Raw genomic sequence first — 26,229 nt, 5'->3', positions numbered from 1 at the left:
GGTCCAGGGGGCGATTTCTGAAGTCTGCGACCATTTCGTCGAGTTCTTCCGACATGCGTGAGACTTGGGATTTCGACATGTTGGAAATGCCAAGGGTTGCCACCAGATCATTCATCCTGCGGGTGGAGACCCCTTTGAGGTAGCACGTGGCGATCACGGTCGATAAGGCTCGTTCCGCTCGTGAGCGGCGCTCGAGCAGCCAGTCTGGGAAGAACGCGCCGTGGCGCAGCTTCGGCACTGCTACATCGATTGTGCCGACACGGGTGTCGAGGTCGCGGTGGCGGTACCCGTTGCGGTGGTTGACCCGTGTGGTGGAGGCAACACCGTACTCAGCGCCGCACACGGTGTCGGCCTGGGCGGAGAGGATTTGGTTGATAAACCCTTGCAGCATCTGCCGCATCAGATCCGGCGACGCTTGGGCCAGCAGATCATCCAGATAGGTTGTCGGGTCGATAGAATGCGGTGCAGCGGTCATCGTCATGTTCCTTTCGGTGAGATGTGGTAGTTGAGTCGAAAGGTTACTGACGGTGGCCGCCCACTATTTTCAAGGGCCCACCATCAGCAAGCGTTACACCACACTAAGGGACGCAACCTGAGCGTTGGGGCACAGCGCCTAAGGCGCATACGGAAGCTGGGTTAGCATTTACTCATGTCTGTTTCTGAGCTGTCCACCAGTACCCAGAACTATTTGAAAGCTATCTGGGGGCTAAAGGAATGGTCATCCGAGCCCGTTACCGCCACACTTATAGCGAAACAGCTGGGACTCAAGCTCTCCTCGGTCTCCGATGCAGTGCGCAAAATGTCGAAGCAAGGGCTCGTGTCACACACGCCCTATGGCTCTGTGGAGTTAACCGAACTTGGCAGGCAGTACGCATTGGTCATGGTGCGCCGCCACCGATTGCTTGAGTCTTTTTTGGTTCAAGCATTGGATTATACGTGGGACGAGGTCCATGATGAAGCCGAAAATCTTGAACACGCGGTGTCTGACATGCTCATAGAGCGCGTGGATAAGTTCCTCAATTACCCCACTAGGGATCCACACGGCGACCCTATCCCTACGGTTGATGGACAGGTCACTATCCCCAGTGCGCACCGTCTCACCGACAGCGGCGCACAACCGCAGGTGACCGTGGAACGCATTTCTGATTCCGACCCACAACTGCTGGCCTTCCTCAAAGAGCAAGGCATCGTCATTGGGGCTGTTCTTGCCACGCGCGAAGGAACGCCCTTTTCAGAATCGCTCGAAGTACAGGTAGCCGACAGTACTCAGTGGGTAGTACTTGGGCGCCCAGCTACGGACGCAGTGTTTGTAGCACACCACAGCCTGTAGTCTTTCCCTTTCTCATTAATCCTGTCCCTACCTGCCCTTTTAAAAACTACGGTGCGGCGTAGTTTGCAACTACGGTAGTACGTAGTTAATCTTTTCGATCATCACCTATCCCACTTATGGCTAAGGCCAGGATGAGCAGGATTGTCATGTCAGACTCACCAGATTTGGTGTACTTTTCTAGCGTTTCTGAAAACACAAAAAGATTCGTCGAACGCTTAGATAGACCCGCAGTGCGCATTCCACTGCGGCCCAAGAAAACCGGAATGATCCAGGTTTCACACCCGTACGTACTCATCGTTCCAACCTACGGCGGTGGCTCGCTCAAACGCGCAGTCCCCAAACAGGTCATCGACTTCCTCAATGACCCAATCAACCGTTCCTTTATCCGGGGCGTGATTACCTCAGGCAATACCAACTTCGGAAGCGCTTACTGCGTCGCCGGCCGCATCATTTCCGCTAAGTGCCACGTTCCAGAGCTGTATCACTTCGAGCTACTCGGCACGCAGAAGGACGTTGCCGCTGTAAAGCAGGGCCTTCACAAGTTTTGGGAGCAGCAAAGCAACTAACAATTACACCCCATTGATTTCCCACAAAATGAAGACCACATCCGCAACACACAGATTGGAAACCACAATGCCGCCACTTAAGGCCACCCCCACACAGCCCATTGGCCCTACGCCCCGCACCGCTTCAGCAGACGATGCCGGCGGTGTCGGTAAGCGCAAGAGCTACCATGCACTCAACGCGCAGCTGAACCTATTCGACGATTCGGGAAGAATCCAGTTCGACAAGGACATTGAGGCAACACAAGACTTTTTAGCGCACCATGTCACTCCCCGCATGCATCAGTTTGAATCCACCAAGCAGCGCTTGGAGTGGTTGGTTGATAACGAATACTACGAGCGGGAATTCCTTGAGCTTTATGATGACGATTTTCTGTGCACTATGTACGACAGAGCCCACCGAGCCAAGCATCAGTTCCGCACTTTCCTCGGCGCATTTAAGTTCTTTACTTCATACGCACTGAAAACCTTTGATGGCTCGCGATTTCTGGAAGGCTACGAAGAACGCGTCGCCACCACAGCTTTGTACCTTGCACAGGGCGATGAAGAGCTTGCGGAGAAGCTGGTGGATGACATCATGACCGGACGCTTCCAGCCCGCCACCCCTACTTTTCTCAACGCAGGAAAAGCCCAGCGTGGCGAAATGGTCTCCTGCTTCCTCCTTCGCATCGAAGACAATTTGGAAAGCATTGGCCGCAGCGTGAACTCTGCACTGCAGCTTTCAAAACGCGGCGGTGGTGTGGCCTTGTTACTGAGCAATCTGCGCGAATCCGGAGCCCCAATCAAAAAGATTGAGAACCAAGCTTCCGGCGTAGTCCCAGTCATGAAAATTCTGGAAGATAGCTTCAGCTATGCCAACCAATTGGGCGCTCGACAGGGCGCTGGAGCCGTCTACCTACATGCGCACCATCCAGATATTCTTCGTTTCCTGGATACCAAGCGGGAAAATGCCGATGAGAAAGTCCGCATTAAGACTCTTTCGCTGGGAGTTGTTATTCCAGATATAACCTTCCAGCTGGCCAAAGAGAACAAGGATATGCATCTTTTTAGCCCGTATGACATCGCTCGCGAGTACGGCGTAGCCATGTCTGACATGTCTATCACCGAGTATTACGACGAGCTGGTTTCCAATCCGCGAATTTCTCATACGACTATCAAGGCCCGCGAGTTTTTCACCACGCTGGCTGAGCTTCAGTTTGAATCTGGATACCCCTACATACTCTTTGAGGATACGGTCAACCGCGCTAATCCCCTCAAAGGACATATCAATATGTCCAATCTGTGTAGTGAGATCCTCCAGGTCAACACGCCATCCACCTACGGCGCCTCAGGTAACTACACCACCGTTGGCCAGGACATTTCCTGCAATCTAGGGTCGCTCAACATCGCTAAAGCTTTTGAATCACCGGACTTTGGGGAAACTGTTGAAACCGCGGTGCGCGCTCTCACGAAGGTCTCAGACCTAACAAATATCGAAGCTGTTCCTTCCATCGCTCACGGTAATGCATCCATGCATGCCATCGGGTTGGGCCAAATGAATCTCCACGGTTTCCTGGCTTCCAAGCGTATTCCTTATGGCTGCGCCGAAGCACTGGACTTTACAAATATCTATTTCCTGACCGTGACCTATCATGCGCTCCGTGCATCCCATGCGCTAGCGGTTGAGAAAGGTCAACGATTCACTGGCTTTGAAGAATCCACCTATGCCACTGGCGTCTACTTCGACAAGTACATCGACCAAGACTGGGCGCCGGCCACTGACCACGTAAAACAGCTATTCCATGAGGCTGGCGTGCAGATTCCTCAACGCGAGGATTGGCTACGGCTCAAGAACCAAGTGATGCAAGACGGCATCTACAACGCCTACTTGCAGGCAGTTCCACCCACTGGATCAATTTCCTACATCAATGACTCCACCGCGTCCATACACCCGATTGCCTCCAAGATTGAAATACGCAAGGAAGGCCGCTTGGGGCGCGTGTACTACCCCGCACCGGAAATGACCAACGACAACTTGGAGTATTTCGATGACTCCTACACCGTGGGGTACAAAAAAATCATCGACACCTACGCTATGGCCACCCAACACGTGGACCAAGGGCTTTCCCTGACTTTGTTCTTCACCGCTGACACCACTACGCGGGACATCAACAAGGCACAAATCTATGCCTGGAAAGCCGGAATCAAGACCTTGTACTACATCCGTTTACGCCAACCTGCACTCCAGGGAACCGAGGTCGAAGGCTGCGTTTCCTGTGCTCTGTAGGAACACGGTCCTTCCTTCATTCACAACCATCCATCAAGAAAGAAAGAAGCTATGTCTTCAACATCAAACACTGCTGAGCTAACCAGCATCTCAGTTACGCCGCCAAGTTACCGGCATGACCCTTCAGCCCGCATCCGCGCCATCAATTGGAATCGGGTGAGCGATGAGAAGGATCTTGAAGTGTGGAACCGCCTCACCGCCAACTTTTGGTTGCCAGAAAAGGTTCCACTTTCAAACGATCTCCCGGCGTGGCAGAGGATGACACCGGAGGAACGCAACCTCACCATGCGGGTGTTCACGGGACTCACCACCCTGGACACCGTCCAGGCCACTGTGGGCGAAATCTGTCAGATCCAAGATGCCCGCACCGAGCACGAGGAGGCCGTGTATACCAACATCGCCTTCATGCAATCAGTCCATGCCCGTTCTTACTCTTCAGTGTTTTCTACTTTGAGCAGTACGAAAGAAATTGATGAGGCATACCGCTGGGCGGTGAATAATGACCTTCTCCAGGCACGCGCCAAAAAAGTGCTCACTCATTATTTTGGACCCGATCCACTCAAGCGCAAAGTGTCATCGACGCTGCTTTCCTCGCTGCTTCTCTACGCGGGTTTCTATCTTCCCCTGCATTTTTCCGTCCACGCCACCCTGACAAATACGGCAGACATGATTCGCCTCATTCTGCGTGACAAGGCAGTGCACGGTTACTACTCAGGCTACAAGTACCAGCGCGGACTGGAAACGTCTGCTCCACAACGGCAACAGGAGATGCATGATTTCACTATTTCCTTGCTCGAAGAGCTTTATGCCCTAGAGCTGGATTATTCCGGCGAGCTATATGAGCCGTTGGGGCTCATGGATGATGTAGCTGTATTCGTTCGCTATAACGCCAATAAGGCGCTCATGAATTTGGGCTACCCGGACTACTTCCCACCTGAAGAAACGGAAGTGAACCCGGAAATCCTCGCTGCCCTAGCACCTGGAGCAGATGAAAACCATGACTTCTTCTCCGGCTCCGGTTCCTCCTATGTCATTGGCACCGCTGAAGAAACGAGTGATGATGACTGGGATTTCTAAACCGTTTCCACGACCAGACCAAGGAAGCTGGCTTGAGACCATCGCGCTGTTTGAAGCCATCCGCGAAGGAAACCAACCAGCAGCCATGCGGCTTTTGGATACGTCCGCCGCACGGGAGGCCGTCCTCGGGGGACTGTTAGGACTCATCGAACTGTACTTCCGCCATGAAGAAGACAAAGTGGATAACTTTCTTACTGCCGCCCACGCCGCCGGGCCACCGCCTGCCTTTGGCTGCAAGCCTTTTCTCCCTTGATCGCACGTACCTACGCCCAACTAAGAAGAAAGGACTTCCTATGACCACCCCACGCATTAGTGTTATCGTCGGCAGCCTGCGCCGCGGCTCATTTGCGCGCAAGATTGCACACGAAGTGCTCACAATGATTCCTGAAAACTACCAGGCAGACATCGTTGAAATCCGTGACTTGCCGCTCTATGACTTCGACTACGATGACCCCTCGGTCACGGACAAGCCCATTCCAGCTGAGTACACCACTTTCCGCGACACCATCAAGAACTCGAGCGGCGTCCTCTTTGTTACCCCGGAAAATAACCGTACTATCCCTGCCTGTCTCAAGAATGCAGTGGACATCGGTTCCAAGCCCAACTCGGATGTGGCTTGGAAGAACCTTCCCGCAGGTATCATCAGTCACTCTGTAGGCCGCATGGGCGGCTACAGTTCACAGAAGAACCTCCGGCTCGCCCTGTCCTACTTCGATATGCCGCTTCCTGGTCAGCCCGAGGTATTCCTTGGCCAATCCCCCACCCTCTTCGAAGACTCCGGCCATCTCAATGAAGGCACCGCAGGCTTTGTCAAAGACTACGTTATACGCTTCCTGCAGTTGGTCGACATGACATTAACAGCCAAGCACAGCTAGCGACGGCGACTAACCCTAGCCACCGCCCTCTACGAAGTACTTGAAGGCTTCTAAAGGGCCTTCTCAAAGACACAAACCCCGGATTCACACTCATCCTTGAGTTACCTGAATCTGAACCCAGGACGCTTCAAAAAACACCGCTCTAATTCTTCGATTTTCGCTGAATTAGAGCGGTTTTAGCGCTGTCGCTGGACACTGACCCTGGCGACATCCTGTTAGGCCGCTACAGGGCCATACAGGGCAGGGGAGACCCCCATCTACGGCTTGCCGCCGTCGGGGGGTGCTGGGCATCTACTCTTCGGGCCTGACGCTGCTCACCCTTGGGATTAAGATCTCGCGTCCGGCGGCTGCAGCTATCGACGGCGTCATTTTGACCATCGGCACCATCTGGGTCGTCTTCGTCTCCCAGAGCTTCCTTGGGCCGTTCCAGTCGTTCCTGATCACCCTCGGCGTGCCGCTGGCTAGCTGGGCGGGCATTCTCGTTGCGGACATCTTCGCCCGCACTAAGGATTACGACGAGCCGGCGTTGTACGATTCGGCAGGTCGCTACGGCGCCGTGGACTGGACCTCGATCGGGATCCTTGCCGTGTCCTCGGTGATCGGTTGGGGTCTTGTGGCCAACATGTTTGCGGAGGAAGCTTCCTGGAACAACTGGCAGGGATACTTCCTGCCACTGGTTGGGGAGCACTGGGCGGACGCGAACCTCGGTGTGCTCGTCGCACTCGTACTCTCCTTCGTGGCGGCGTGGTTTGGGCGCCGGGGCCGCATCCGCCGTCAGGAGGGGACTGCGGCCTAGGAGTCGCGCCCTGCGGCGTCCTACCGCGCCGGGTTGCTGACCAAGATCCGATCCACCTGCTCGGCCAAATCTTCCGGCGCGGTGTCGAAGTCGCCGGGCAGTTCCCGATCCGCCTGCTCGAGCGCTTCCTGGTCGTGCTCGCCGGTGGCAAGGTGCGCCTCCGCCTCGTCGAGAAGCCGCTTCAACCGTGTCAGGTTGAGTTGGTAAGCACCGTCGTTTTCGGGGCCGGGGACCTCCTGGAGCCAACCCGTGCCGGTGAAGGTGGGCAGTGTCGCATCGATGATGTCGCGCTTCAGCCAGTTGGTCATGCGGGGCCCACCGAAGTTTTCCACCCGGCCCGCTGTTGCTTGGCGGACGGTGCCGGTGGGGGTGAGGGTGGGGCCAGTGGTGTCGTCTGCAAGCAACGCCACCTGCATCAAAATTTTCAGTTCTCGGGGAAATAGGGACGGGGCTTCAATGCACCCCACTGCGGCTTTGAGCAGTTCGCCCAACAACGCCTCCTTATTCGGTTGTGTTCGGACAAGGAGACATTATAAATCCGCCTCCGACACCGGGAGGCGGATTCTCGAACGGATGTGTGGTTTGTGGTTAGCGCTGCAACTTCCAGATCACGGAGTTCGTGGAACCTGCGCGCACGAGCGCGATGTTGGCGGTGTCGAAGACGTAGAGCTCACCGGTAAAGCCCGGGACAATGAACGCGGAGCCGAAGCGCTGCACCTGCAGCGGGTTGAGCTTCTTCGGCTGGCCCACAAAGCCTTGGTTCCAGCAGTGGGTGCCGGTAAAGCCTCGGCTGATGGACACTGCGGGGATGAGCTGCTCTGGAGGGTTGCACTCCGGCTGGGTTTTGCGGGCGGTGTCGGAGACGCAAATGGTTTTGGTTTCGCCGCCGACTTGGTAGGACTCGCAACGCACGTTGCCGTTCTGGTTGGAGTAGGTACCGACGTTGTTTTGTGCGGCGGCGGAGGGGGCGAGGGCTGCGGTGGCGGTAAGGATCGCGACGGCAGCGACGGTTACTGGGGCTGTACGTGTGATCTGCATAACAGAAGTATTCCAGGCTATCCCCAGCGTTGCACGCCTCCTGGCAGCGATTTCAGCACAATCCCATGCTGTTTCGCCTGTTCCGCATAGGTTTTCACAAATTTTTCAGAACGCACCCCACCCGCGCAATAGACCACCACCTCGTCGCCCTCGGCGTACTGCGACAGTGTGCGAGAAACCGCCTCGGGGTCGTGCTCGATCTCGCTCAGCGGCAGGTGAGTGGAGTTGACCGGCAGGTCCGCAATCGCCCGCTCGTGGGGTTCACGGATGTCCAGGGCGTGAGCTTTGCGGGTAGTGATGTCGTCGAAAAGCAATCGCCCCTCGGTGCTCACGGTGCAGGCGTCGGTGTAGGTGCTCAACCGCGTGGTCAGTGGGCGCGCCGGGTCGCGGGGGACGGTGAAGCGGCGGATGGTGGTGGTCAGCGCGTCGTACATGTGCAGCCGGCCGATCTCCACCTCACCGATGCCCGCGAGGAACTTCACGGCCTCGGTGGACATCAGCCCACCCACCACGGAGGTGGTCACGCCGAGCACACCCGCGGTGGCACAATCCGGCACGGAATCCGCATCCGGCTGGGTGGGGTAGAGGTCCCGCATGCCCACGCCACCCTCTGGCGCGCCGGGGCCGGAGTGCCACAGAGCGATGTCGCCGCGGTAGCGCAGCACCGAACCCCACAGCAGCGGCGTGCCGGTGATTTCGGCGGCGTCGGCGGCGAGGAATTTGGTGGCAAAGGTATCTGAGCCGTCGATAAGTAAGTCGATGCCGTCAAGGGCCTCGATGAAGTTGTCGGCGGTCAGGCGATCCTTGACCGGGGTGACGGTAATACCCGGCTGCAGGGCTTGCAGGCGCTCGGCGGCCACCTCCACCTTGCTGCGGCCCACGTCCTGGGCGCCGAAGAGGATCTGGCGGTGGATGTTGGTGATGTCCACGTGGTCGTCATCCCACACCGTAATGTTGCCCACGCCCGTGGCAGCCAGCGTCTGCATGACCGGACAGCCGAGGCCACCGGCGCCGATGACCAGCACGTGCGCGTTGTGCAGGCGTTCTTGCTGCTTGGGGCCGAAGCCGGGCAGGTTCATCTGGCGCGCGGTGCGCTTGAGTTCGTCGTGGGGGAGCACCTACAGCACCTCGTCAGCCCAGCTGGCTAAACCGTCGAAGGTGGACGACGCCACCGCGTGCTCCCGTTTCGGGATGCGCCCCGCGCCGCGGGCGAGCCGGCCGGCCTCCACCGCGTGGCGCATCGCGTGCGCCATGGCCACCGGGTCCTGGCAACGGTTCACCGCGCTGGCGAGCAGCACGCCCGAACACCCGAGTTCCATGGCAAGGGAGGCGTCGGATGCGGTGCCCAGGCCGGCGTCGATAAGCACCGGCACCTGTGCGCGCGAGCAGATCAACTCAATGTTGTGCGGGTTCAAAATGCCCAAGCCAGTGCCGATCGGCGAGCCCAACGGCATCACCGCCGCAGCCCCCAGGTCCTCGAGGCGCTTCGCGGCCACCGGGTCGTCGGAGGTGTACGCCAGCACCGTAAAGCCCTCGTCCACGAGCATCTCGCAGGCGTCGACGGTCTCCACCACATCGGGCAGCAGCGTTCGGTCGTCCGCGATGACCTCCAGCTTCACCCAGTTGGTGCCCAGCGCCTCACGCGCAAGTTTCGCCGTAATCACCGCGTCGCGCGCCGTGCGGCAGCCCGCGGTGTTCGGCAGCGGACGAATATTCAGGCGCTTGAGCAGATCAAACACGCTCTCACCCGCACCGGTGGTCGCGGAGTGGCGGCGCATCGCCACCGTGGTCATCTCCGTTCCGGATGCCACGAGCACTTTTTCCAGCATGTCAAAAGAACTCGCCCCGCCTGTGCCCATGATCAGGTGGGAATCAAACCGCTGGCCAGCAATTTCAAGCACGTTTAACCTCCTTGGACGGCGGTGAGGATGTCCACCTCTGCGTCGTCGATAAGCGCCCGCCCCCACTGCGAACGCGGCACGACCTCCCCGTTGACCGCCACGGCGGTGCCGGCCTCAGGCGCGCCGACCTCCGCCACCAACTCTTGCACAGTCGTGGCTTCGGTGGTGGTCCTTTCACCGTTGAGCGTTAGTTGCATTCGTGCCTCCTCGGGTCGCATGCGGATAAGTTTATGAATGGTGCTTGCTTTTCGACGACCCCAGCACCACACCGAGCCCCCAACGCCGCCAGCAAAATCCCATGCCGGAAGTAACCGGTGGAGACCACGGTGCGCTCGTTAATACGACCGATATACGGCAAATCATCCGGCGTGCCCGGGCGCGCACCGGCGCCGGCCTCGAGGAAATCGCACTCCTCAACCGCCGGCACCACCTCAATCGCATCCCGCAGCAGCTGGTGAACGCCCTGCACCTGCGGCTGGTCGCGGCCGTCCTCGCGTGTGGTCGCGCCGATAGTCAGCGTGTGGTCCTCGCGCGGAATGAGGTAGATCGGACGGTCCTCCACAAACCCGCGCACCACATGGTTCAGCAGCGGATACTGGTGGTCCGGCACACGCACGTGCAGCACGTCGCCGTACACCGGGCGCAGATCCAGAAACGGCACAAGGTCACGAGCACCCAGACCATTAGCGACGACAACCTGATCCCCGTCCAGCTCGTCCGTACTATCCACGCGCTCGTACTTGAATGTCACCCCGGCATTCGCGCAGGCATCCAGGAGCGCCTTGGTAAACAAGCGCGGCTGCACCTGGTGATCACCTGCAATCCGCACCGCACCGTTAATGGCAGGGGAGAGCGCCGGCTCAAGACCGCGCGCCTGCCGAGTGGTGACCTTCTCCACCGCCATGCCGTGCTTTTCCTGATACTCGCTCAGTTCCGCCAGGTGCGTCTTGTCCGCAACATCGCGCGCGACCACCAGCGTGCCCTCCGTGCGATAGCCCGTGGGCAAATCCGAGTACTTCGCGGTGAGCTTGATCAGATCCGGGTAGAGCGCCGCAGACGCCGCCATCAGCGGAAAGAGCGGGTCTTGCTTATAGACGACTTCAGCGGTAGGAGCGAGCATCCCACCCGCATAATGCGACGCCCCCGACACCGGTGCCGGGTCGTACACCGTGACCGCATGGCCGCGATCCGCCAACGTAAGCGCAGTGGACAGACCGATGATGCCAGCACCGACAACCGAGATATTCACAGCGATCAGGGTAGCGCTTTTGCCCGGTCCGTTTGGCCCCTTTCAAACTCCGCGACCACGCGCTCGCAATAGTCCTGGGAATTATCGGCGTGCATGATGCCGCGAACAATGGCCAACCCGTCCACGCCGGCAAGCGCCAGGTGGTACGCGTCGTCCACCGTCACGTCCCCGATGGCCACCAGCGGCACCTGGGCAGCCTCCACCAGGGGCGGGTAGCCGCCGAAGCCTAGGGGAGGCCGGCCCGAGTCCTTCGTCGGTGTGTCGCGGAAAGGCCCGCAGCCGATGTAATCGATCACGTCTTTGTACGCGTTCGCGGCCTGAACCAGCTCCATCGTGCCCGTGGTCAGGCCGATGATCGCGTCCGGGCCGAGCAGGTCGCGCGCTACCTTCACGTCCAGGTCGTCCTGGCCCACGTGCACGCCGGCGATGCCGTGGTCGCGTAGTGCTAGGGCGACGTCGACGCGGTCGTCGATAAGCACCTGCGTCTTCGGGTTCACCTCGTGGACGGCCTCGGCCACCTCGCGGGCAAGGTCGTACAGGTCGCGCGCACTAATCGGCTTCGAGCGCACCTGCACCACCCCGGCACCGCCAGCCGCGGCGGCGCGGGCGCGCTCCACAATGTCGTCACCCTGGCCGGTGACAAAATAACAGCGTAAATCGAGTTCGGGTTTGCCCATAAGCTGCGAATCCATGCACATCACCCTATGCGGATTAGATCTGCAGCGGGCCGGTACGCGTCGGATGGCCCAGCGGCTCGATGTGCACGATCGTCTCCGCGCCACCAAGCGCTGCGGCGATACCTTCCTCCACCGCATCCGCGTGATCGTGGGAGTGATCCACCGTCCAGGAGCCTGGCACCTGCATAACCAGGTTGACCAAGCGGTCGCGGCCAGCCTCCGCCGTACGCACCGACGTGAACGTCACGCCGTTGTCCTTGGCATAGGCATCCAGAAAGTTATGGACAACCTTCTGCTCATCCTCGGGCAGCGTGTGCGACAGCAGCCCCAGGATCGCACCCTTGAGCAACGTGTAGCCGGTGAACAGGATGTTCAGGCCAACTAGTAGCGCCACAATCGGGTCGAGCGGCTGCCAGCCGGTCAGCCACACCAGCGCCATGCCCACGATGACGCCCACCGTGGTCCACACGTCCGTGATCAAGTGGTGCCCGTCCGCGTTCAGAGTGGTGGAGCGGTACTTCTTACCCGCGCGGATGAGCGCGACACCCACGCCGAGGTTCAACAGCGTGGCCACGATAGAGAACGCCAGGCCGATGCCGAGCTGCTGCACCGGTACCGGGTTGATCAGGCGATCCACCGCCGTATAAATGATCACTATAGAGGCGATCAGGATGAGTGTGCCCTCCACCTGGGCGGAGAAGTACTCGGCGCGGGAGTGGCCGAAGTTGTGGTTGTCGTCCGCCGGCTTGGCTGAAAGCTTCAGCGCCCACAGGCCCACGGCGGCTGCGACGAGGTTGATCCCGGACTCCAACGCGTCCGATAAGAAACCCACAGAACCCGTCACCCACGCCGCGATTGCCTTCAGCACAATCGTGACAATGGTAGCGCCGATGGAGAGCCACATGAAGCGCTCTAAAAGTTTTTGTTCATCAACAGCTGCCCTGGTAGGGGCGGGTTCTTGGGTATTCATAGCGGGACGAATCGTAGCACTTACGTAGGCTGGTTGTCCACGTCAATGCTGTCTCATTGAAAGGAACACACCATGGGCCGTTGGGTCGTCGCAATCGCAGGTGCCGTCGTGGGCGCGCTGTTCTTCGGCTGGCTGCTGCAAATGCTCGGCGTCACCGGCATCCTTTACACCGTCGGAGTACTTATCGGGTCCGCTGTGACCTCCTCTGCCGCCGGTGCACTGATCAAGCCCGGGCGTTAACCCGGGCGCGTTGTTGTTTCCCACCAGTTAGGAACACCCCTTATGGCGCGCACACGCCGTCTCCAGTCAGACCCCTTGGTTTTCTTCTCCGCCTTGGGGTTCATCCTCATCTTCGTTGCGGGCACCATCGCGTTCGGCGATACCGCCCGCGAGTCCTACGCCGCCGTCTCTGGCTGGCTGATGGACCACTTCACGTGGCTCTACGTCGGCGGTATCTCCGCCACGCTGGTCTTTTTGATCTGCGTGTTCGTCTCCCGCTACGGCAACCTGCGGCTTGGCGACGACGACGATGAACCCGAATACTCATACCCCGTCTGGTTCGGCATGCTCTTTGCCGCCGGTATGGGCGCAACGCTGCTGTTCTGGGGTGCTGCCGAACCGCTGAACCACGCCTTCAACCCGCCACGTGGCGGCTACGAATCCATGAGCCGCGACGCCATCATCCAGGCGTTCGAGTTCACCTACTACCACTTCGGCATCCACATGTGGGTCATTTTCACGTTGCCTGGTCTGGCGGTGGGGTACTTCGTCTATAAGCGCAAAATGCCCGCGCGAATGTCCTCCATGTTCGCGCCACTGCTCGGCCGCCGCGTGTACGAAGCGCCCGGCAAACTTCTCGACGCCCTGGGCATCATCGGCACCGTCTTCGGCCTCGCCGTCTCCGTCGGCCTGGGTGTACTGCAGATTTCCGCCGGCATGAACATCCTCTGGGACGTGCCCCTGGTCACCCCGGTGCAGATCGCGATCATCTGCGGCATCACCATCGCCGCCTCCATCTCCGTGGCAACCGGCCTGGACAAGGGCGTGAAGATCCTGTCCAACCTGAATATCGCCGGCACCATCGCCCTGATGCTCTTCGTGCTGCTCACCGGCCCCACCCTGAAACTGCTCGGCCAGATCACCGAATCCTTCGGCATCTACGCCCAATCCCTGCCCGAGCTGATGTTCTGGGTCGACTCCTACAACGACAACCCCGGCTGGCACGCCACCTGGACCGCCTTCTACTGGGCATGGACCATCTGCTGGTCGCCATTCGTGGGTATGTTCTTCGCCCGCATCTCCCGCGGCCGCACCGTCCGCGAGTTCATCGGCGGCACCCTGCTGCTGCCCACCGCGTTCGACCTGATCTGGTTCTCTATCTTCGGCCGCGCAGCCATCGACATGGAAGAACACAACCCGGGCGTGCTGACCAAACCCGTGGTGGAAGACGGCGACACCCCACAGGCACTGTTCACCCTCCTTGCGGACTACCCCCTGTACACCATCACCGGCACCGTCGCCCTGATCGTGATCGTGTTCTACTTCGTCACATCCATGGACTCCGCCGCCCTGGTGATGGACATGTTCGCCTCCGGCGAGGAAAACAAATCACCCACCTACTACCGCGTCGGCTGGGTGGTCGCCGTCGGCCTGGTCACCGGCGCGTTGCTGTTTATCAACGACTCCGGCATCAACGCCCTCCAACAAGTCGTGATCATCATCGCCCTGCCGTTCTTCTTCATGTACTTCGTCATGATGTACTCCCTGATCAAGGCCATGAGCGACGACTCCGCCGCCGCCCGCAAGACCCGCTCCCGCACCTGGGAGAAGACCGACACCGCCGAGAAACTCGAAGAAGGCGAAAACAAACCCGCGCCGGGCTACGACGCGCAAGGCAACGAGGTGGAGCGCCCCGAACTCGAATACGACGCCGAGGACGACTCCTGGAAGTTCCCCGAAGGCTTCAAACTCGAGCGCGGCGACCGCGACACTATTGTCGACGAACGCCGCCAGGACTAGCGCTTGAACTAGCGCCAGGCCAAGCGCTTGATTCGCATCTTGCGGTGGGGAACTCCGGTGTCCAGGAATTCCTCACCCTCGGCCACGAGCCCGAACTGCTCGTAGTAGCCGACAAGGCCGGCCTGCGCCTCGATGACCAGGTCCCCGGGGAAACGCTCGGTGTATTCGATACCGGCGCGCACGATCTCCGGGCCGAGGCCTGAGCCGCGGTGGTCGGGATGGACCACGAAGCGCCCAAAGCGCGATCCCGTCTCAGTGGGGAAGACGCGGGCGCAGCCGGCAAGGGTGTCGTCGTCAAGCAGTGCGAGGATGTGCTTCGTCTCAGGGTTGGCGTCCTGATCATCGATCTCCGCGTACGGGCACTGCTGCTCCGCTACAAACGTATCCACCCGCAACTTGTACAACTGGTGGACCTGACGCGGCGTCATCTCATCCAGCGATAGAAACCTGATCATTCTTCGGCTCAATCCTTCCTGTCTTGCCATACGAGAGGTGGCGGTGCGCCCACTCAAACGGACCCTGCTTGCCGGCGCGCTCCAGCAGCACCGCGAGCGCCAGCGTGATCGCCCACACCAGCAGGCCAATGCCTAGCTTGCCGGTCACCGTGGTGTCCAGACCGATACCCAGAAACGCCGGGGTGCACAGCAAGATGAACAGCACCGACTGCGCCAGATACCCCGACATGGAACGCTTACCCAACGCCACGAACGCCCGCGCCCACCCCGGCACGTCGTTGTTCAGCCGGTGCGTGGCCAACGCAAGTGCCGCCAGGATGCCCGGGCCCGTGAAGTAACCCAGCGCCTGGTTCAGGATGAACAGCGGCAGCTCCCACTGTGCCGGCAGCACACCCGCGGCCGCCAGGCCCCACGGCAAGCCAATGCCGACGATGATCACCGCAGCGATAACGGTCCAGGTGATAAGGGTTTTGCGGTGCGTGGTGACGTCGATAAGCACCCGCTCCCGCGCCCACACAAACCCAATAATCGCCAGCGCCCACAACTGCAACGCCGCAACAGGCTGCATGGCCAACATGCCCAACGCCATCTGCAGGTTTGAGGAGAAATATGCCGCTGGCGTATCAAACGTGATCGTCGGATCCGGCTGTATGATCGCCTCCGAAGAATTGAAGAAAAACGCCGAGACGCCACCTAACACCCCGAACGTGGTGAACAGGCCCAGAATCGAATACGCCACAATGCGCAACGTCTTCGTCGACCACGACAACCCCCACGCCAACAAGATGCCCACCAGGCCATACGTGAGCATGATGTCGCCATAAAACAGGCCAAGCATGTGCGCCAGGCCAAACAATGCGAGCACTGCGTATCGACGAACCAACACCCGCCGCGCATCCTTCAACGGATAGTGCTTGCGGTAGAGACTGGCCGCCACCAGCCCGAAGCCGAACCCCAACAGAGTGGAGAACATCGGCAGGCCACGCACGTGGATAAACATCGCGGCGAACACGGCACTGACCTGGTCGACGATGCTGTCCGGGCGCACGCCACCGACCGACCAGCCCGCACGCGACTGATCCTCCGACCAATCATTGGTGATCCACGTCTGCGCCACATTGGCCATCGCGATGCCAAGCAGTGCGGTGCCGCGCGCCAGGTCAGGCACGATCAGGCGCTGCTTTTGGGTTTGCGCTGGGTGAGCGGGCTGCGCGGGTTGCTGAGGTTGCGCGGGTTGCTGGTTCGGGTGCGGTGCCGCATGCGAATTCATGCGGCTCAACCTACACGGCTAGCCCGACACGTGCGCTACGGCATTAGCCACGGCGACACCGCCGCCAAAATGGTGCGCGTCGAATGATCCAACACCGGATCCAAATCCGGCGCGAACAGCGGGGAGTGGTTTGCTGGGGCGCCTTCCATCTCCTTCTTGCTGCCTACGGCCCAGTAGAAGTACGGCACGCCCCAGGCCTCCGCGATGGTGGGGAAGTCCTCCGAGCCCGACAACCTGCCAAAGTTGCCCGCGCGCTTACCGAACTGTTCACGGAACACCTCCATGACCTTCTCCGTGGGTTCCTCGTGGTTACTAAACACCGGCGCGCCACCAATGACCTCGAAGGTGGGCTCCCGGTCGCAGCTCGCAATGGCGCATTCTCCTTGGACGATGTGCTTGATGTCGTCGTTAAGCTTGTCCGAAATTTCCTGCGTAAACGCGCGCGTGGACACCTTGAGCTCCACCGAATCCGGGATCGTGTTCGGCGAATCGCCGCCGTGGACCGCGCCGACCGTGACCACGCCCATCTCCTGCGGATCGATGTTTCGCGAGATGATCGTCTGCAGGCTCATGATCACCTTCGCCGCAAGCACCACCGGGTCGATGCCATGCTGCGGCATCGAGCCGTGCGAGCCGCGGCCGAAAATCGTGATCTTGGTCTGCACGCACGTGGAAAACACCGGGCCGGACAGTGCGCCGACGCCATAATCGTCGATCCACGGACCCACGTGCTGGCCCAACACCACATCCGGCTTCACGATCTTCTCCGCCAAACCCGCTTGCGCCATATCCACCGCGCCCGCGCCGGTTTCCTCACCCGGCTGGAACAGCGCGATAAACGTGCCCGACCACAGGTCCTTGTGCTGCGCCAACGCCTCCGCCGCGCCCAGCAGAGCAGTCGTGTGCATGTCGTGGCCGCACGCATGCATCCGGTTCAGCGCCGGGTCCGCCGAGTACTCCAGGCCGGTCGCCTCACTGATCGGAAGCGCGTCGAAATCCGCGCGGAAGCACACCACCGGACCCTCGCCGTTTTCCAGCACGCCGACCTTGCCCGTCTTGCCCACCGCGGTGACGGTGTAACCGATCGCGGTGAGTACCTCCTCAATGCGTTGCGAGGTAGCAAACTCCTGCATCGACAACTCCGGGTTCTGGTGGAACCACTTGTAAAGGTCTTCGCGCTTGTCGCGTGTCTTGTCGATCGTGTCCTCGAAACCAGCGAGGCGTCCAGTGAGTTTCGGTAAGTCAGCCATGCGCCTACCTTACGTGCCCTAAAGCACCCCCGGGTGGGTCTTCGTATGGTTGAATGGTGCCAATGTTGCCCAAGTGATTACTGTGGCAAAAGTTGTCTTCACGCGCCTTCGAAACACTGATAGGGGATAAGTATGCGCCGCCTCCCATCGGCCCGCACCATTGTCGCTGCCGCCGTCTCCGCCCTCGCGCTCGTCGTCACGCCTGCTCTTAGCGCAGACGCCGCGCCCGCGATGGCACAAAACGCAGCGCCCGTCGACACCGCCGACCCCAACTACATCTGGCGCACCGACATCATCTCCAAAGCCCTCGCCGGCAAACCCGGCGCCGACCGCGTCCTCCACCGCGTCCCCGGATCCTTCCACGACGCCCCCCGCGTCCCCGCCGAAGCCGACCAAGCCCGCGCACGCGGCAACGCCCTCTACGGACCCGGCACCCCGCTCTACGTCGGCAACACCCCCGGCTCCGAATTCATGTGCACCACCACCGTCGCCGGCTACAACGACCGCGGCCAAAAAGTCGCCCTCACCGCCGGCCACTGCGGCAACGTCGGAGACAAGGTCAAATCCGCCGACGCACCCCAACTCGGCACCACGGGCACAATCACGCAGGTAGACAAACAAAAAGACTTCGCCGTGATCACCCTGGACAAAAACACCGAAGTCACCCGCACCTACGACGGCATCACCGCCAACCACGTCGGCGGCGCCCCCGTCCGCCCCGGCGGCACCGTGTGCAAGAAAGGCGTCGCCTCCGGCTACACCTGCGCACCCACCTTCACCGACTGGGACACCCACAACGTCAACCACGTCTGCGCCATGCAAGGCGACTCCGGCGCCCCACTCATGGTCGGCGACCGCGTCATCGCCATGGTCAACGGCGGCACCTGGCGCGCACCATTCGACATCGCGTGCCACAGCCCGCTGCAGGGCCCGATCCACGCGCCGACCGCCTCGGCGCGCCTGGACTCGGTCCTGCCGTCCGTGAATGGCGGGTTCCGCCTCCCGTAGATCTCGTGGGCTCGGGGCGCGGGTCCGCCGGGAAAGACCGCTAGCCGCGGAGGCGGGCGGCGATCTCGTCGACCACGCGGGGGTTACCCGCGACGCACCAGGTCACGCCGCCGGCGTCGACCTTGACGCAGCTGCCGCCGACGGCCTCGACGAGCGCCTTGCCGGGCAGCCAGTCCCAGTCGGGGACGGAGTGCTGCATCCACGCACCCATCTGACCTGCGGCGATATTGGCGAGGTCGACGGAGCCGGCGCCGAGCATGCGGATCGTGGCGGCGCCTGAAACCACGCGCAGCCAGGGCTCGCGAACGGCATCATCCGACATAAAGGTGGGGTGGAGGTAGGTCACCAGGGCGCTTTCGGCGAGCGGGGCGTCCTCGAGGTCGGGCAGGGCAACGCCGTTGCGGGTGGCCACACCGTCGGCGGCGACCCAGGTGGTGTCCAGTGCAGGGCGGTGGATGGCGGAGATGGTTGGGGTGGGGGACGGGGAGTCGTCGATAAGAGCGAGCGCCGAACAGAAGTAGTCGGAGCCTTGCGAGAAGTTGTAGGTGCCGTCGACGGGGTCGATCACCCAAGTACGGCCGGTGCGGGAGGGGCGGTTGGCGCCCTCCTCGCCGATGACGCCGTCGTTGGGGCGAAGCGCCTCGAGCGCGCTGGCGACGAAACGCTCCGCGGCACGATCCGCCTCCGTGACCACGTCAGACACGGAGGTTTTGAACTCCGTGCCCAGGCCCTCGGCGCGCATGCGAAGGGCAAGGCCGCCGGCGTGTTGGACAAGCGCGGCGGCCAGTTCGGCGTCGGAGGAGGAACGGTGTGCGTTGATAAATGCTTCAGTCACGCCGCCATTATGGCGCAGTCGGCGCACCCTCGCGGGTCTCGGGGAGGTAGACGTTGGAGCCTAAGTCGCGGAACTCCTGAGCCATCTCGCGCTCGCCGGCCTTGGCGTCGGGGCCTGCACCGCCAGCACCGCCAGCGCCGCCAGCACCGCCCGAGAAGTCGAATGACGGCATGCCGAGGTCTGCGATTTGGTCGGCGAACTCGTCGCGAATGTCCTGGCTGATGCGCATCGAGCAGAACTTTGGTCCGCACATGGAGCAGAAGTGGGCGGTCTTCGCGGGCTCGGCGGGCAGGGTTTCGTCGTGGTAGGCCTGCGCGGTGTCGGGGTCGAGGGAGAGGGCGAACTGGTCGTGCCAGCGGAACTCGAAGCGTGCCTTGCTCATGGCGTCGTCCCAGTCGCGCGCGCCGGGGTGACCCTTGGCTACGTCGGCGGCGTGGGCGGCGAGTTTGTAGGTGATCACGCCAGTTTTCACGTCGTCGCGGTTGGGAAGTCCCAGGTGTTCCTTCGGGGTGACGTAGCAGAGCATGGCGGTGCCGCCGGCGGCGATGTTGGCGGCGCCGATGGCAGAGGTGATGTGGTCGTAGCCAGGGGCGATGTCGGTGACCAGGGGGCCGAGGGTGTAAAACGGCGCGCCGCCACACCACTCCTGCTCCTTCTCGTTGTTTACCTGGATCATGTTCAGGGGAACGTGGCCGGGGCCCTCGATCATGACCTGGACGTCATAGTCCCAGGCGCGCTTGCACAGCTCGCCGATGGTTTTGAGCTCGGCGAATTGGGCGGCGTCGTTGGCGTCGGCGACGGAGCCGGGGCGCAGGCCGTCGCCAAGCGAGAATGCGACGTCGTACTGGGAGAAGATCTCGCAGAGCTCGTCGAAGTTTTCGTACAGGAAGGATTCCTTGTGGTGGGCGAGGCACCAGCCAGCCATGATCGAACCGCCGCGAGAGACGATGCCGGTCACACGCTTGGAGGTCAGCGGCACGAAGGGGAGGCGTACGCCGGCGTGGACGGTCATGTAGTCCACGCCCTGCTCGCACTGCTCGATGACGGTGTCGCGGAAGATCTCCCAGGTCAGGTCCTCGGCGATGCCGTCAACCTTCTCTAGCGCCTGGTAGATGGGCACAGTGCCGATGGGCACGGGGGAGTTGCGCAGGATCCACTCGCGGGTGGCGTGGATGTCGTTGCCGGTGGATAAGTCCATGACGGTGTCGGCACCCCAGCGGGTGGCCCAGCGCAGCTTCTCCACCTCTTCGCGGATGGAGGAGGTCACGGCGGAGTTACCGATGTTGGCGTTGATCTTGGTCAGAAACGCGTTGCCGATGATCATCGGCTCGCTTTCCGGATGGTTGACGTTGTTCGGGATGATCGCGCGCCCGGCGGCAACCTCCGCGCGGACCTTCTCCACGTCGCAGTGTTCACGCAGCGCCACGAATTCCATCTCGCGGGTGATCTCGCCGCGCCGGGCGTAGGCCATCTGGGTGACACGCTTGCCCGGCTTGGCACGCAACGGTTTGCGGGAGGCGCCACGCCACTCTTCGCTGGCGGAGCCGCGGCGGACGGCAGCGCGGCCGTCGTCAAGCAAATTGCGCTCGCGGCCGACGTATTCCTCCACGTCGCCGCGGGCGGTGATCCACTCGCCGCGCAGGTTGGGCAGGCCAACTTCCGGCTCGGCCCAGGGGCCGCGGGTGCGGTAGATCTTGAACGGCTCGTTGGGGCCGGTAGGGGAGTCGTCCAGGTGGATCGCGGTTTCCGGAACCTCCAGCCCGTCCTTCAGAATCGGCGCGTATGCGTGCTTGGGGTGGATTTCCTGGGCATAAATATCGGCATGCGTTTCAGGCACGACCTTCTCCTTACTTCCTTCGCTGGTGCTAACCAGACAGGTTCGAACGGTGCTCGCGCAGGCGTAGCGCGATCTCAGCCCGATGCCTCGGGCGCCCGTGTGGGGTCGCAGCACACTCTATCCCGTCGTGGTGGCTGCGTCAGGCAGTTCGCTAGACTTCCCGGTTATGCAGCCCGAGACTCAAGCGCGGATTAAGGATCTTTCGTCCACACTTTCCACTATCGAGAAGGTGATGGACCTCGACGTGCTCCGCGAGCGCGCCCGCGAACTCGAGGCCCAAGCCGGCGACCCGTCTCTGTGGGACGATCCGGCGCACGCACAGCAGGTGACCACTGAGCTTTCCAATGTGCAGTCGCGGTTGAAGAAGGTCACGTCGTTGCGCTCGCGTATCGACGATCTGCCGGTCATGTACGAACTCGCCGAAGAAGAAGGCGACCCCTCGATGGCCGACGACGAGTTGGCGGACGTGGCAGCGCAAATCGATTCGCTTGAGGTGCAGACCATGCTCTCCGGCGAATACGACGAGCGCGAGGCCGTGGTCAACATCCGCTCTGGCGCCGGTGGCGTGGACGCGGCGGACTGGGCGGAGATGCTCATGCGTATGTACGTGCGTTGGGCGGAAAAGGCTGGCCACAAGGTGGATGTGTACGACATCTCCTACGCCGAGGAGGCCGGCATTAAGTCCGCCACGTTTGTTGTGCACGGCGATTACCTCTATGGCCAGTTGTCGGTGGAGCAGGGCGCGCACCGCCTGGTGCGTATCTCTCCGTTTGATAACCAGGGTCGTCGCCAGACTTCGTTCGCAGAGGTGGAGGTGCTGCCCGTCGTGGAGCACACCGACCACATCGACATCCCGGATTCGGACATCCGCGTGGACGTCTACCGTTCCTCCGGCCCGGGCGGGCAGAGCGTGAACACCACCGACTCCGCGGTGCGCATCACCCACATTCCGACCGGCATCGTGGTGACCTGCCAGAACGAGAAGTCCCAGATTCAGAACAAGGCCTCGGCGCTCAACGTGCTGCAGTCCAAGCTTCTGGAGAAGAAGCGCCAGGAGGAAAAGGCGGAGATGGACGCCCTCGGCGCGGGTGGTAACGCCAGCTGGGGCAACCAGATGCGCTCCTATGTTCTGCACCCGTATCAGATGGTGAAGGACCTGCGCACCGACTACGAGGTGGGCGACCCGCAGAAGGTGCTCGACGGTGACATCGACGGCTTCCTGGAGGCCGGCATCCGCTGGCGTATGGCACAGCAGCAACAAGAGTCACACCAGTAACGGGTAAGGTGTGTCGCGTGATCCGATTCGACCATGTGACCAAGACGTATCCGACGTCCACGCGCCCCGCGCTCAACGACGTCACCCTGGAGATCCCAGACGGCGAGTTCGTCTTCCTGATCGGCGCGTCCGGCTCCGGCAAATCGTCGTTCTTGCAGTTGATGATCCGCGAGGAAAACGTCACCTCCGGCGACATCTACTTCGGCGACTTCCACGTCAACGCACTGTCCGGCAAGCAGATCAACACACTGCGCCAGTCCATCGGCTACGTGTTCCAGGACTTTCGCCTGCTGCCCAACCTCAACGTCTACGACAACGTGGCGTTCGCGCTCGAGGTGATCGGCAAGCCGAAGGACCGCATTGCCAAACTCGTGCCGGAGGCGCTCGAACTTGTCGGCCTCGGCGCGAAGGCGAATCGTATGCCGCGCGAGTTGTCAGGTGGTGAGCAGCAGCGTGTTGCGATTGCGCGTGCGTTCGTCGATAAGCCAAAGCTCATGCTTTGCGACGAGCCCACGGGCAACCTCGACCCAGGCACCGCCGACGAAATCATGGCCTTGCTGGCGCGCATTAACCGCATGGGCACCACCGTGATCATGTCCACGCACAACGCGCGTGCGGTGGATGACATGCGCAAACGTGTCATCGAACTGCAGTTAGGCAAGGTCGTACGCGACGAACAAAACGGCGTCTACGGGGATGTGAGGAAGTAACCATGAATTGGAATTTCATCTTCCGCGAAGGCTTCAAAGGCCTCGGCCGCAACCTGACCATGACTATCGCACTGGTGATCACCACGGCGCTGTCGCTCGCGCTCGTCGGCACCGGCATTTTGATCTCGCAGGCCACCGCCGATACGAAGAAGCTCTACCTCGACCGCGTCGAAGTGATGGTGGAGTTGGACGAGGAGATCTCCGCGGGCGACAAGGACTGCTCCACCGACGCTTGTAAGCAGGTGCGCGACACACTGCAGGGCGACGACCGCGTCGAGCAAGTCACCTTCCGCTCCCGTGAGCAGTCCTACGAACGGTTCGTGGAACTGTTCCAGGATGCCGAGCCAGAACTCGTACGCGAAACCACCCCGGATGCGTTGCCGGCCGCGCTGCACGTGCGCCTGGAGGACCCGACCGACACCGCGCCGCTCGACGCGATTCGTGAGATGCCGCAGGTCACCGTCATTTCCGACCAGGCCGACACCGTGCGCTCCGCCGCCGGAACCCTGAACACCTTCCGCAACGCCGCCTTCGTCATCGCCGCAGCACAGGCTCTGGCTGCCGTGTTCCTGATCGCGAACATGGTGCAGTTGGCTGCGTTCAACCGCCGCGAACAGATCGGCATCATGCGCATGGTCGGCGCCTCGCGCTGGTACACCCAGGCCCCGTTCGTGCTCGAGGCCGTGATCTCCGTACTGCTCGGCGCGGTGCTGGCCACCTTCGGCGTGTGGGCCGGCAAGCAGTTCCTAGTGGACCCGCTGCTCGGCGACCTCTACGCATCCCAACTCATCGCCCGCGTCCCAGACTCCGCAGTGTGGGCCGTCATGCCACTGACCGGGCTCGTCGCCATGGTGCTCGGCGGCCTTGCAGCACAGGTGGCGCTTCGCTCCTACGTGCGGAAGTAGTACACTCGATCGCCTATGTCCAAGAAGAACAAAAAGCAGAAGCTTTCCAACACCGGCGTCCTAGCGACCAACCGGAAAGCTCGCCATGACTACACCATCTTGGACACCTGGGAATGCGGCATCGTCCTGCAAGGCACCGAGATCAAGGCGCTGCGCGAAGGCAAGGTGTCGCTGGTGGAGGCGTTTGCCACCATCGACAATGGCGAAGTCTGGCTGCGCAACATGCACATCCCCGAATACTCCAAGGGGCACTGGACCAACCACCCGCCGCGCCGCACCCGCAAACTGCTGCTGCACCGCCGCGAGATCGACTCGCTGGAAGGCAAAGTCCGCGACGGCAACCGCACCCTGATCCCGCTGTCGCTCTACCTCAAAGACGGCCGCGCCAAGGTCGAGTTGGGCCTCGGCCAGGGTAAGCAGGACTACGACAAGCGCCGCGCCATCAAGCGACGCACCGAGGACCGCGAAATCACCCGTGAGCTGGGCCGCAAGTTGAAGGGCATCAAGGCGTAGCGTTTTCAGTACGGTGGGGGCCTATGAAAAAGGCACTGATTACTGGAGCGTCCCGCGGCATCGGTCGCGCGATCGCTGAAGAACTTAACAAGGACCACCACATTTACGCGGGTGCGTCACAGGACGCGTCCGATATTGTTTCGGCGCTTCCCAGCGCGGAGCCGTTCGAGGTGGATCTCACCGACACCGAAGCCATCTTGGAGGCGGCCTCCAAGATCGAGGACCTCGACGTCCTCGTGCTGGCCGCCGGCGTGATGGAAAACGGCTCTCTTTCGGAGCTCACGGACGCATCCTGGCGCAACATGATGGAAGTCAACCTGCACGCGCCCGTGACGCTTACCCGCGCGCTGCTTCCTGCTTTACGACGATCCAACGGCCTGATCATCACCATCAACTCCGGCGCCGGCTACCACGGCATCGCTAACAACTCCGCCTACTGCGCCTCCAAGTTCGCGCTGCGCGGCTTCACCGATTCACTCGCCCAGGAGGAAGCCGGCAAGGTCCGCGTGACCTCGCTGCACCCGGGCCGCACCGACACCGACATGCTCTCCGGCGACGACGGCCTGCCCAAGATGGCCGCCACCGAAGTAGCCAAGGCAGCCCGCCTTGCTGTCGACGCCGGCCCCGACGCCGTCATCGAATTCCTCCGCGTCCGCCCAGCGTTCACGGGGTAGGTTGCCGGCTGGGGCAGGGCTTGCCGGCTGGGGCGGGCTTGCGGGCGTTGCTCAGGCTCCGGCGCGCCCAGCCCCTTGTGCTCCGGCGAGCTCGGCTCCTTGGGCTCCGGTGCGCTCGGCCCCTTGGGCTCCGGTGCGCTCGGCCCCTTGTGCTTGTGCGCCGCGTCGGGTAACGTCTCTTCTCCTACGTTTCTTCGTAGTTGAAGGGGTCGATTTGGTTTCGACTTCATCACTTAGCCAGGGGAAGCGTGCCGGTGCAGGCAGGAGACCACCGAAAGCGTCGCTGTAACTAATAAACGCAGAGAAGAACTCTCAGCGTGACTACGCCCTCGCGGCCTAATTAGAAAGGTCCAGCGACCTGCGTGTCCGTCAGGCCGGGGATGTCCCCGACCCGGTACCTGGCGTCGACTTAGGGGACTTGCCTTCCGGCCCTGTCAGTGGGGCCTTGGGAGGGACACTTTTCACTGACTGGGCCCGTCATCCGGACATGTTCGCCTGATCCGGAGGGCCGAGCAGAGATTCTGTGCGAACTGCGCACGGAGAAGCCCTGGTGCGGTGGTGAAGGACCCGGGTTCAATTCCCGGCGGCTCCACCGAGTGCAAACCCCCAGACCCCCACGGGCCTGGGGGTTTCTTCTTATTTGTCGGGGATTTGGGGTTAAGGCTCAAAAAGTGTGTCTGCTATCGGCGTGTCGCGGGGGTGGGTTAAGCGACAAAATGTGTGTCTGCTATCGGC

Annotated in this window: 29 protein-coding genes, 1 other RNA gene and 1 riboswitch; of the genes, 16 read left to right on the top strand and 14 right to left on the bottom strand. The window is 61.4% G+C overall.

Annotation, left to right across the window (positions count from 1 at the left end; translation table 11 throughout):
* A partial coding sequence (locus HMPREF3048_RS08015; protein WP_210398427.1) for a transposase occupies window positions 1-475 on the bottom strand: 475 nt, incomplete at its 3' end.
* A 174-nt stretch (window positions 476-649) separates the two neighbouring features.
* On the opposite strand from HMPREF3048_RS08015, the gene HMPREF3048_RS12645 reads away from it, so the two are divergent.
* From HMPREF3048_RS12645 to HMPREF3048_RS07985, 7 genes are all read left to right on the top strand, one after another.
* Window positions 650-1,330 (top strand): metal-dependent transcriptional regulator, encoded by a 681-nt coding sequence (locus HMPREF3048_RS12645; protein WP_070771801.1) that lies wholly within the window; start codon window positions 650-652, stop codon window positions 1,328-1,330.
* A 116-nt stretch (window positions 1,331-1,446) separates the two neighbouring features.
* A complete protein-coding gene (gene nrdI, locus HMPREF3048_RS08005; protein ID WP_052093126.1) occupies window positions 1,447-1,896 on the top strand; it encodes a class Ib ribonucleoside-diphosphate reductase assembly flavoprotein NrdI in 450 nt (149 codons plus the stop codon).
* A gap of 67 nt (window positions 1,897-1,963) precedes the next feature.
* Complete coding sequence (nrdE, locus tag HMPREF3048_RS08000; RefSeq protein WP_052205721.1) at window positions 1,964-4,159, top strand: class 1b ribonucleoside-diphosphate reductase subunit alpha; 2,196 nt, start codon at window positions 1,964-1,966, stop codon at window positions 4,157-4,159.
* A gap of 51 nt (window positions 4,160-4,210) precedes the next feature.
* Complete coding sequence (gene nrdF / locus HMPREF3048_RS07995; protein WP_034666259.1) at window positions 4,211-5,236, top strand: class 1b ribonucleoside-diphosphate reductase subunit beta; 1,026 nt, start codon at window positions 4,211-4,213, stop codon at window positions 5,234-5,236.
* On the top strand, window positions 5,217-5,489 hold the full coding sequence (locus HMPREF3048_RS12105; RefSeq protein ID WP_133065267.1) for a hypothetical protein: 273 nt from the start codon (window positions 5,217-5,219) through the stop codon (window positions 5,487-5,489). Before nrdF ends, HMPREF3048_RS12105 begins: the two co-directional genes overlap by 20 nt.
* A gap of 40 nt (window positions 5,490-5,529) precedes the next feature.
* Window positions 5,530-6,111, top strand: coding sequence for an NADPH-dependent FMN reductase (locus HMPREF3048_RS07990; protein WP_022862715.1), 582 nt, complete (start codon window positions 5,530-5,532; stop codon window positions 6,109-6,111).
* Window positions 6,112-6,391: 280 nt separating this feature from the next.
* Entirely contained in the window at window positions 6,392-6,907 is a 516-nt protein-coding gene (locus tag HMPREF3048_RS07985; protein ID WP_141743335.1) for a cytosine permease, read from the top strand.
* 20 nt (window positions 6,908-6,927) lie between these two features.
* Here the strand turns inward: HMPREF3048_RS07985 and HMPREF3048_RS07980 are convergent, their stop codons facing one another.
* From HMPREF3048_RS07980 to HMPREF3048_RS07945, 8 genes are all read right to left on the bottom strand, one after another.
* Window positions 6,928-7,398, bottom strand: a complete 471-nt coding sequence (locus HMPREF3048_RS07980) for a hypothetical protein (RefSeq protein ID WP_070452108.1) — start codon at window positions 7,396-7,398, stop codon at window positions 6,928-6,930.
* A gap of 97 nt (window positions 7,399-7,495) precedes the next feature.
* Window positions 7,496-7,945 carry a hypothetical protein gene (locus HMPREF3048_RS07975; protein ID WP_070422538.1) on the bottom strand — a complete coding sequence of 150 codons (450 nt, stop codon included), beginning with the start codon at window positions 7,943-7,945 and terminating at the stop codon, window positions 7,496-7,498.
* 17 nt (window positions 7,946-7,962) lie between these two features.
* Entirely contained in the window at window positions 7,963-9,063 is a 1,101-nt protein-coding gene (locus HMPREF3048_RS07970) for a ThiF family adenylyltransferase (RefSeq protein ID WP_256380738.1), read from the bottom strand.
* Entirely contained in the window at window positions 9,064-9,846 is a 783-nt protein-coding gene (locus HMPREF3048_RS07965; RefSeq protein WP_070771800.1) for a thiazole synthase, read from the bottom strand.
* 2 nt (window positions 9,847-9,848) lie between these two features.
* Window positions 9,849-10,043 carry a sulfur carrier protein ThiS gene (gene thiS, locus HMPREF3048_RS07960; protein ID WP_070771799.1) on the bottom strand — a complete coding sequence of 65 codons (195 nt, stop codon included), beginning with the start codon at window positions 10,041-10,043 and terminating at the stop codon, window positions 9,849-9,851.
* Window positions 10,034-11,095, bottom strand: coding sequence for a glycine oxidase ThiO (gene thiO / locus HMPREF3048_RS07955; RefSeq protein WP_070771798.1), 1,062 nt, complete (start codon window positions 11,093-11,095; stop codon window positions 10,034-10,036). The genes thiS and thiO overlap by 10 nt, the downstream gene beginning before the upstream one ends.
* A 5-nt stretch (window positions 11,096-11,100) precedes the next feature.
* Window positions 11,101-11,772, bottom strand: a complete 672-nt coding sequence (locus HMPREF3048_RS07950; protein WP_070771806.1) for a thiamine phosphate synthase — start codon at window positions 11,770-11,772, stop codon at window positions 11,101-11,103.
* Window positions 11,773-11,806: 34 nt separating this feature from the next.
* Window positions 11,807-12,742 (bottom strand): cation diffusion facilitator family transporter, encoded by a 936-nt coding sequence (locus HMPREF3048_RS07945; protein ID WP_070771797.1) that lies wholly within the window; start codon window positions 12,740-12,742, stop codon window positions 11,807-11,809.
* A gap of 72 nt (window positions 12,743-12,814) precedes the next feature.
* Here HMPREF3048_RS07945 and HMPREF3048_RS07940 point away from each other — a divergent pair, with 72 nt between their 5' ends.
* Together HMPREF3048_RS07940 and HMPREF3048_RS07935 are read left to right on the top strand one after the other, a co-directional pair.
* Complete coding sequence (locus tag HMPREF3048_RS07940; protein WP_070422543.1) at window positions 12,815-12,982, top strand: glycerol dehydrogenase; 168 nt, start codon at window positions 12,815-12,817, stop codon at window positions 12,980-12,982.
* Window positions 12,983-13,024: 42 nt separating this feature from the next.
* Window positions 13,025-14,761 carry a BCCT family transporter gene (locus HMPREF3048_RS07935; protein WP_070771796.1) on the top strand — a complete coding sequence of 579 codons (1,737 nt, stop codon included), beginning with the start codon at window positions 13,025-13,027 and terminating at the stop codon, window positions 14,759-14,761.
* 8 nt (window positions 14,762-14,769) lie between these two features.
* Here HMPREF3048_RS07935 and HMPREF3048_RS07930 read toward each other — a convergent pair whose 3' ends face one another.
* From HMPREF3048_RS07930 to HMPREF3048_RS07920, 3 genes are read right to left on the bottom strand one after another with little or no spacing between them, the layout of a single operon-like run.
* Window positions 14,770-15,216, bottom strand: a complete 447-nt coding sequence (locus HMPREF3048_RS07930) for a GNAT family N-acetyltransferase (RefSeq protein WP_070771795.1) — start codon at window positions 15,214-15,216, stop codon at window positions 14,770-14,772.
* Window positions 15,191-16,486 (bottom strand): DUF418 domain-containing protein, encoded by a 1,296-nt coding sequence (locus tag HMPREF3048_RS07925; protein ID WP_083316831.1) that lies wholly within the window; start codon window positions 16,484-16,486, stop codon window positions 15,191-15,193. Before HMPREF3048_RS07925 ends, HMPREF3048_RS07930 begins: the two co-directional genes overlap by 26 nt.
* 35 nt (window positions 16,487-16,521) lie before the next feature.
* On the bottom strand, window positions 16,522-17,736 hold the full coding sequence (locus HMPREF3048_RS07920) for an amidohydrolase (protein ID WP_070771794.1): 1,215 nt from the start codon (window positions 17,734-17,736) through the stop codon (window positions 16,522-16,524).
* 132 nt (window positions 17,737-17,868) lie between these two features.
* Between HMPREF3048_RS07920 and HMPREF3048_RS07915 the strand changes: the two genes are divergently transcribed.
* Window positions 17,869-18,744 carry a chymotrypsin family serine protease gene (locus HMPREF3048_RS07915; protein ID WP_246818876.1) on the top strand — a complete coding sequence of 292 codons (876 nt, stop codon included), beginning with the start codon at window positions 17,869-17,871 and terminating at the stop codon, window positions 18,742-18,744.
* Window positions 18,745-18,784: 40 nt separating this feature from the next.
* On the opposite strand, the gene HMPREF3048_RS07910 is transcribed toward HMPREF3048_RS07915, so the two are convergent.
* Together HMPREF3048_RS07910 and thiC are read right to left on the bottom strand one after the other, a co-directional pair.
* Window positions 18,785-19,579 carry an inositol monophosphatase family protein gene (locus tag HMPREF3048_RS07910; protein WP_246818875.1) on the bottom strand — a complete coding sequence of 265 codons (795 nt, stop codon included), beginning with the start codon at window positions 19,577-19,579 and terminating at the stop codon, window positions 18,785-18,787.
* 7 nt (window positions 19,580-19,586) lie between these two features.
* Entirely contained in the window at window positions 19,587-21,416 is a 1,830-nt protein-coding gene (gene thiC / locus HMPREF3048_RS07905) for a phosphomethylpyrimidine synthase ThiC (protein WP_070771802.1), read from the bottom strand.
* Window positions 21,414-21,525, bottom strand: a riboswitch (TPP riboswitch). It overlaps the preceding gene by 3 nt.
* 57 nt (window positions 21,526-21,582) lie before the next feature.
* On the opposite strand from thiC, the gene prfB reads away from it, so the two are divergent.
* The 6 genes from prfB (at window position 21,583) to ssrA (ending at window position 26,089) form a co-directional block, all read left to right on the top strand.
* On the top strand, window positions 21,583-22,692 hold the full coding sequence (gene prfB / locus HMPREF3048_RS07900) for a peptide chain release factor 2 (protein ID WP_070422547.1): 1,110 nt from the start codon (window positions 21,583-21,585) through the stop codon (window positions 22,690-22,692).
* 17 nt (window positions 22,693-22,709) lie between these two features.
* On the top strand, window positions 22,710-23,402 hold the full coding sequence (ftsE, locus tag HMPREF3048_RS07895) for a cell division ATP-binding protein FtsE (RefSeq protein WP_070422548.1): 693 nt from the start codon (window positions 22,710-22,712) through the stop codon (window positions 23,400-23,402).
* A gap of 2 nt (window positions 23,403-23,404) precedes the next feature.
* Window positions 23,405-24,307 (top strand): permease-like cell division protein FtsX, encoded by a 903-nt coding sequence (gene ftsX, locus HMPREF3048_RS07890; RefSeq protein ID WP_070771793.1) that lies wholly within the window; start codon window positions 23,405-23,407, stop codon window positions 24,305-24,307.
* Between the two features lie 15 nt (window positions 24,308-24,322).
* Entirely contained in the window at window positions 24,323-24,820 is a 498-nt protein-coding gene (gene smpB, locus HMPREF3048_RS07885; protein WP_070452075.1) for an SsrA-binding protein SmpB, read from the top strand.
* 23 nt (window positions 24,821-24,843) lie between these two features.
* The gene (locus tag HMPREF3048_RS07880) at window positions 24,844-25,494 is read left to right on the top strand and encodes an SDR family oxidoreductase (RefSeq protein ID WP_070771792.1); all 651 of its coding nucleotides are present in this window, start codon (window positions 24,844-24,846) and stop codon (window positions 25,492-25,494) included.
* A 205-nt stretch (window positions 25,495-25,699) separates the two neighbouring features.
* Window positions 25,700-26,089, top strand: a transfer-messenger RNA (tmRNA) gene (gene ssrA / locus HMPREF3048_RS07875).
* Window positions 26,090-26,229 lie beyond the last annotated feature (140 nt).

This window comes from Corynebacterium sp. HMSC075D04, assembly GCF_001815635.1.
GTDB lineage: Bacteria > Actinomycetota > Actinomycetes > Mycobacteriales > Mycobacteriaceae > Corynebacterium > Corynebacterium coyleae.
Note: the sequence above shows the minus strand (reverse complement) of the source record. Positions and strands in the feature narration are given on the sequence as shown.

Excerpts from the sequence above, each read along its gene's own strand:
- HMPREF3048_RS12645 (WP_070771801.1), top strand. The coding sequence starts at position 650 with ATGTCTGTTTCTGAGCTGTCCACCAGTACCCAGAACTATTTGAAAGCT.
- nrdI (WP_052093126.1), top strand. The coding sequence starts at position 1,447 with ATGGCTAAGGCCAGGATGAGCAGGATTGTCATGTCAGACTCACCAGAT.
- nrdE (WP_052205721.1), top strand. The coding sequence starts at position 1,964 with ATGCCGCCACTTAAGGCCACCCCCACACAGCCCATTGGCCCTACGCCC.
- nrdF (WP_034666259.1), top strand. The coding sequence starts at position 4,211 with ATGTCTTCAACATCAAACACTGCTGAGCTAACCAGCATCTCAGTTACG.
- HMPREF3048_RS12105 (WP_133065267.1), top strand. The coding sequence starts at position 5,217 with ATGATGACTGGGATTTCTAAACCGTTTCCACGACCAGACCAAGGAAGC.
- HMPREF3048_RS07990 (WP_022862715.1), top strand. The coding sequence starts at position 5,530 with ATGACCACCCCACGCATTAGTGTTATCGTCGGCAGCCTGCGCCGCGGC.
- HMPREF3048_RS07975 (WP_070422538.1), bottom strand. The coding sequence starts at position 7,945 with ATGCAGATCACACGTACAGCCCCAGTAACCGTCGCTGCCGTCGCGATC.
- thiS (WP_070771799.1), bottom strand. The coding sequence starts at position 10,043 with ATGCAACTAACGCTCAACGGTGAAAGGACCACCACCGAAGCCACGACT.
- HMPREF3048_RS07950 (WP_070771806.1), bottom strand. The coding sequence starts at position 11,772 with ATGGGCAAACCCGAACTCGATTTACGCTGTTATTTTGTCACCGGCCAG.
- HMPREF3048_RS07945 (WP_070771797.1), bottom strand. The coding sequence starts at position 12,742 with ATGAATACCCAAGAACCCGCCCCTACCAGGGCAGCTGTTGATGAACAA.
- HMPREF3048_RS07940 (WP_070422543.1), top strand. The coding sequence starts at position 12,815 with ATGGGCCGTTGGGTCGTCGCAATCGCAGGTGCCGTCGTGGGCGCGCTG.
- HMPREF3048_RS07935 (WP_070771796.1), top strand. The coding sequence starts at position 13,025 with ATGGCGCGCACACGCCGTCTCCAGTCAGACCCCTTGGTTTTCTTCTCC.
- HMPREF3048_RS07930 (WP_070771795.1), bottom strand. The coding sequence starts at position 15,216 with ATGATCAGGTTTCTATCGCTGGATGAGATGACGCCGCGTCAGGTCCAC.
- HMPREF3048_RS07925 (WP_083316831.1), bottom strand. The coding sequence starts at position 16,486 with ATGAATTCGCATGCGGCACCGCACCCGAACCAGCAACCCGCGCAACCT.
- HMPREF3048_RS07920 (WP_070771794.1), bottom strand. The coding sequence starts at position 17,736 with ATGGCTGACTTACCGAAACTCACTGGACGCCTCGCTGGTTTCGAGGAC.
- HMPREF3048_RS07915 (WP_246818876.1), top strand. The coding sequence starts at position 17,869 with ATGCGCCGCCTCCCATCGGCCCGCACCATTGTCGCTGCCGCCGTCTCC.
- prfB (WP_070422547.1), top strand. The coding sequence starts at position 21,583 with ATGCAGCCCGAGACTCAAGCGCGGATTAAGGATCTTTCGTCCACACTT.
- ftsX (WP_070771793.1), top strand. The coding sequence starts at position 23,405 with ATGAATTGGAATTTCATCTTCCGCGAAGGCTTCAAAGGCCTCGGCCGC.
- smpB (WP_070452075.1), top strand. The coding sequence starts at position 24,323 with ATGTCCAAGAAGAACAAAAAGCAGAAGCTTTCCAACACCGGCGTCCTA.
- HMPREF3048_RS07880 (WP_070771792.1), top strand. The coding sequence starts at position 24,844 with ATGAAAAAGGCACTGATTACTGGAGCGTCCCGCGGCATCGGTCGCGCG.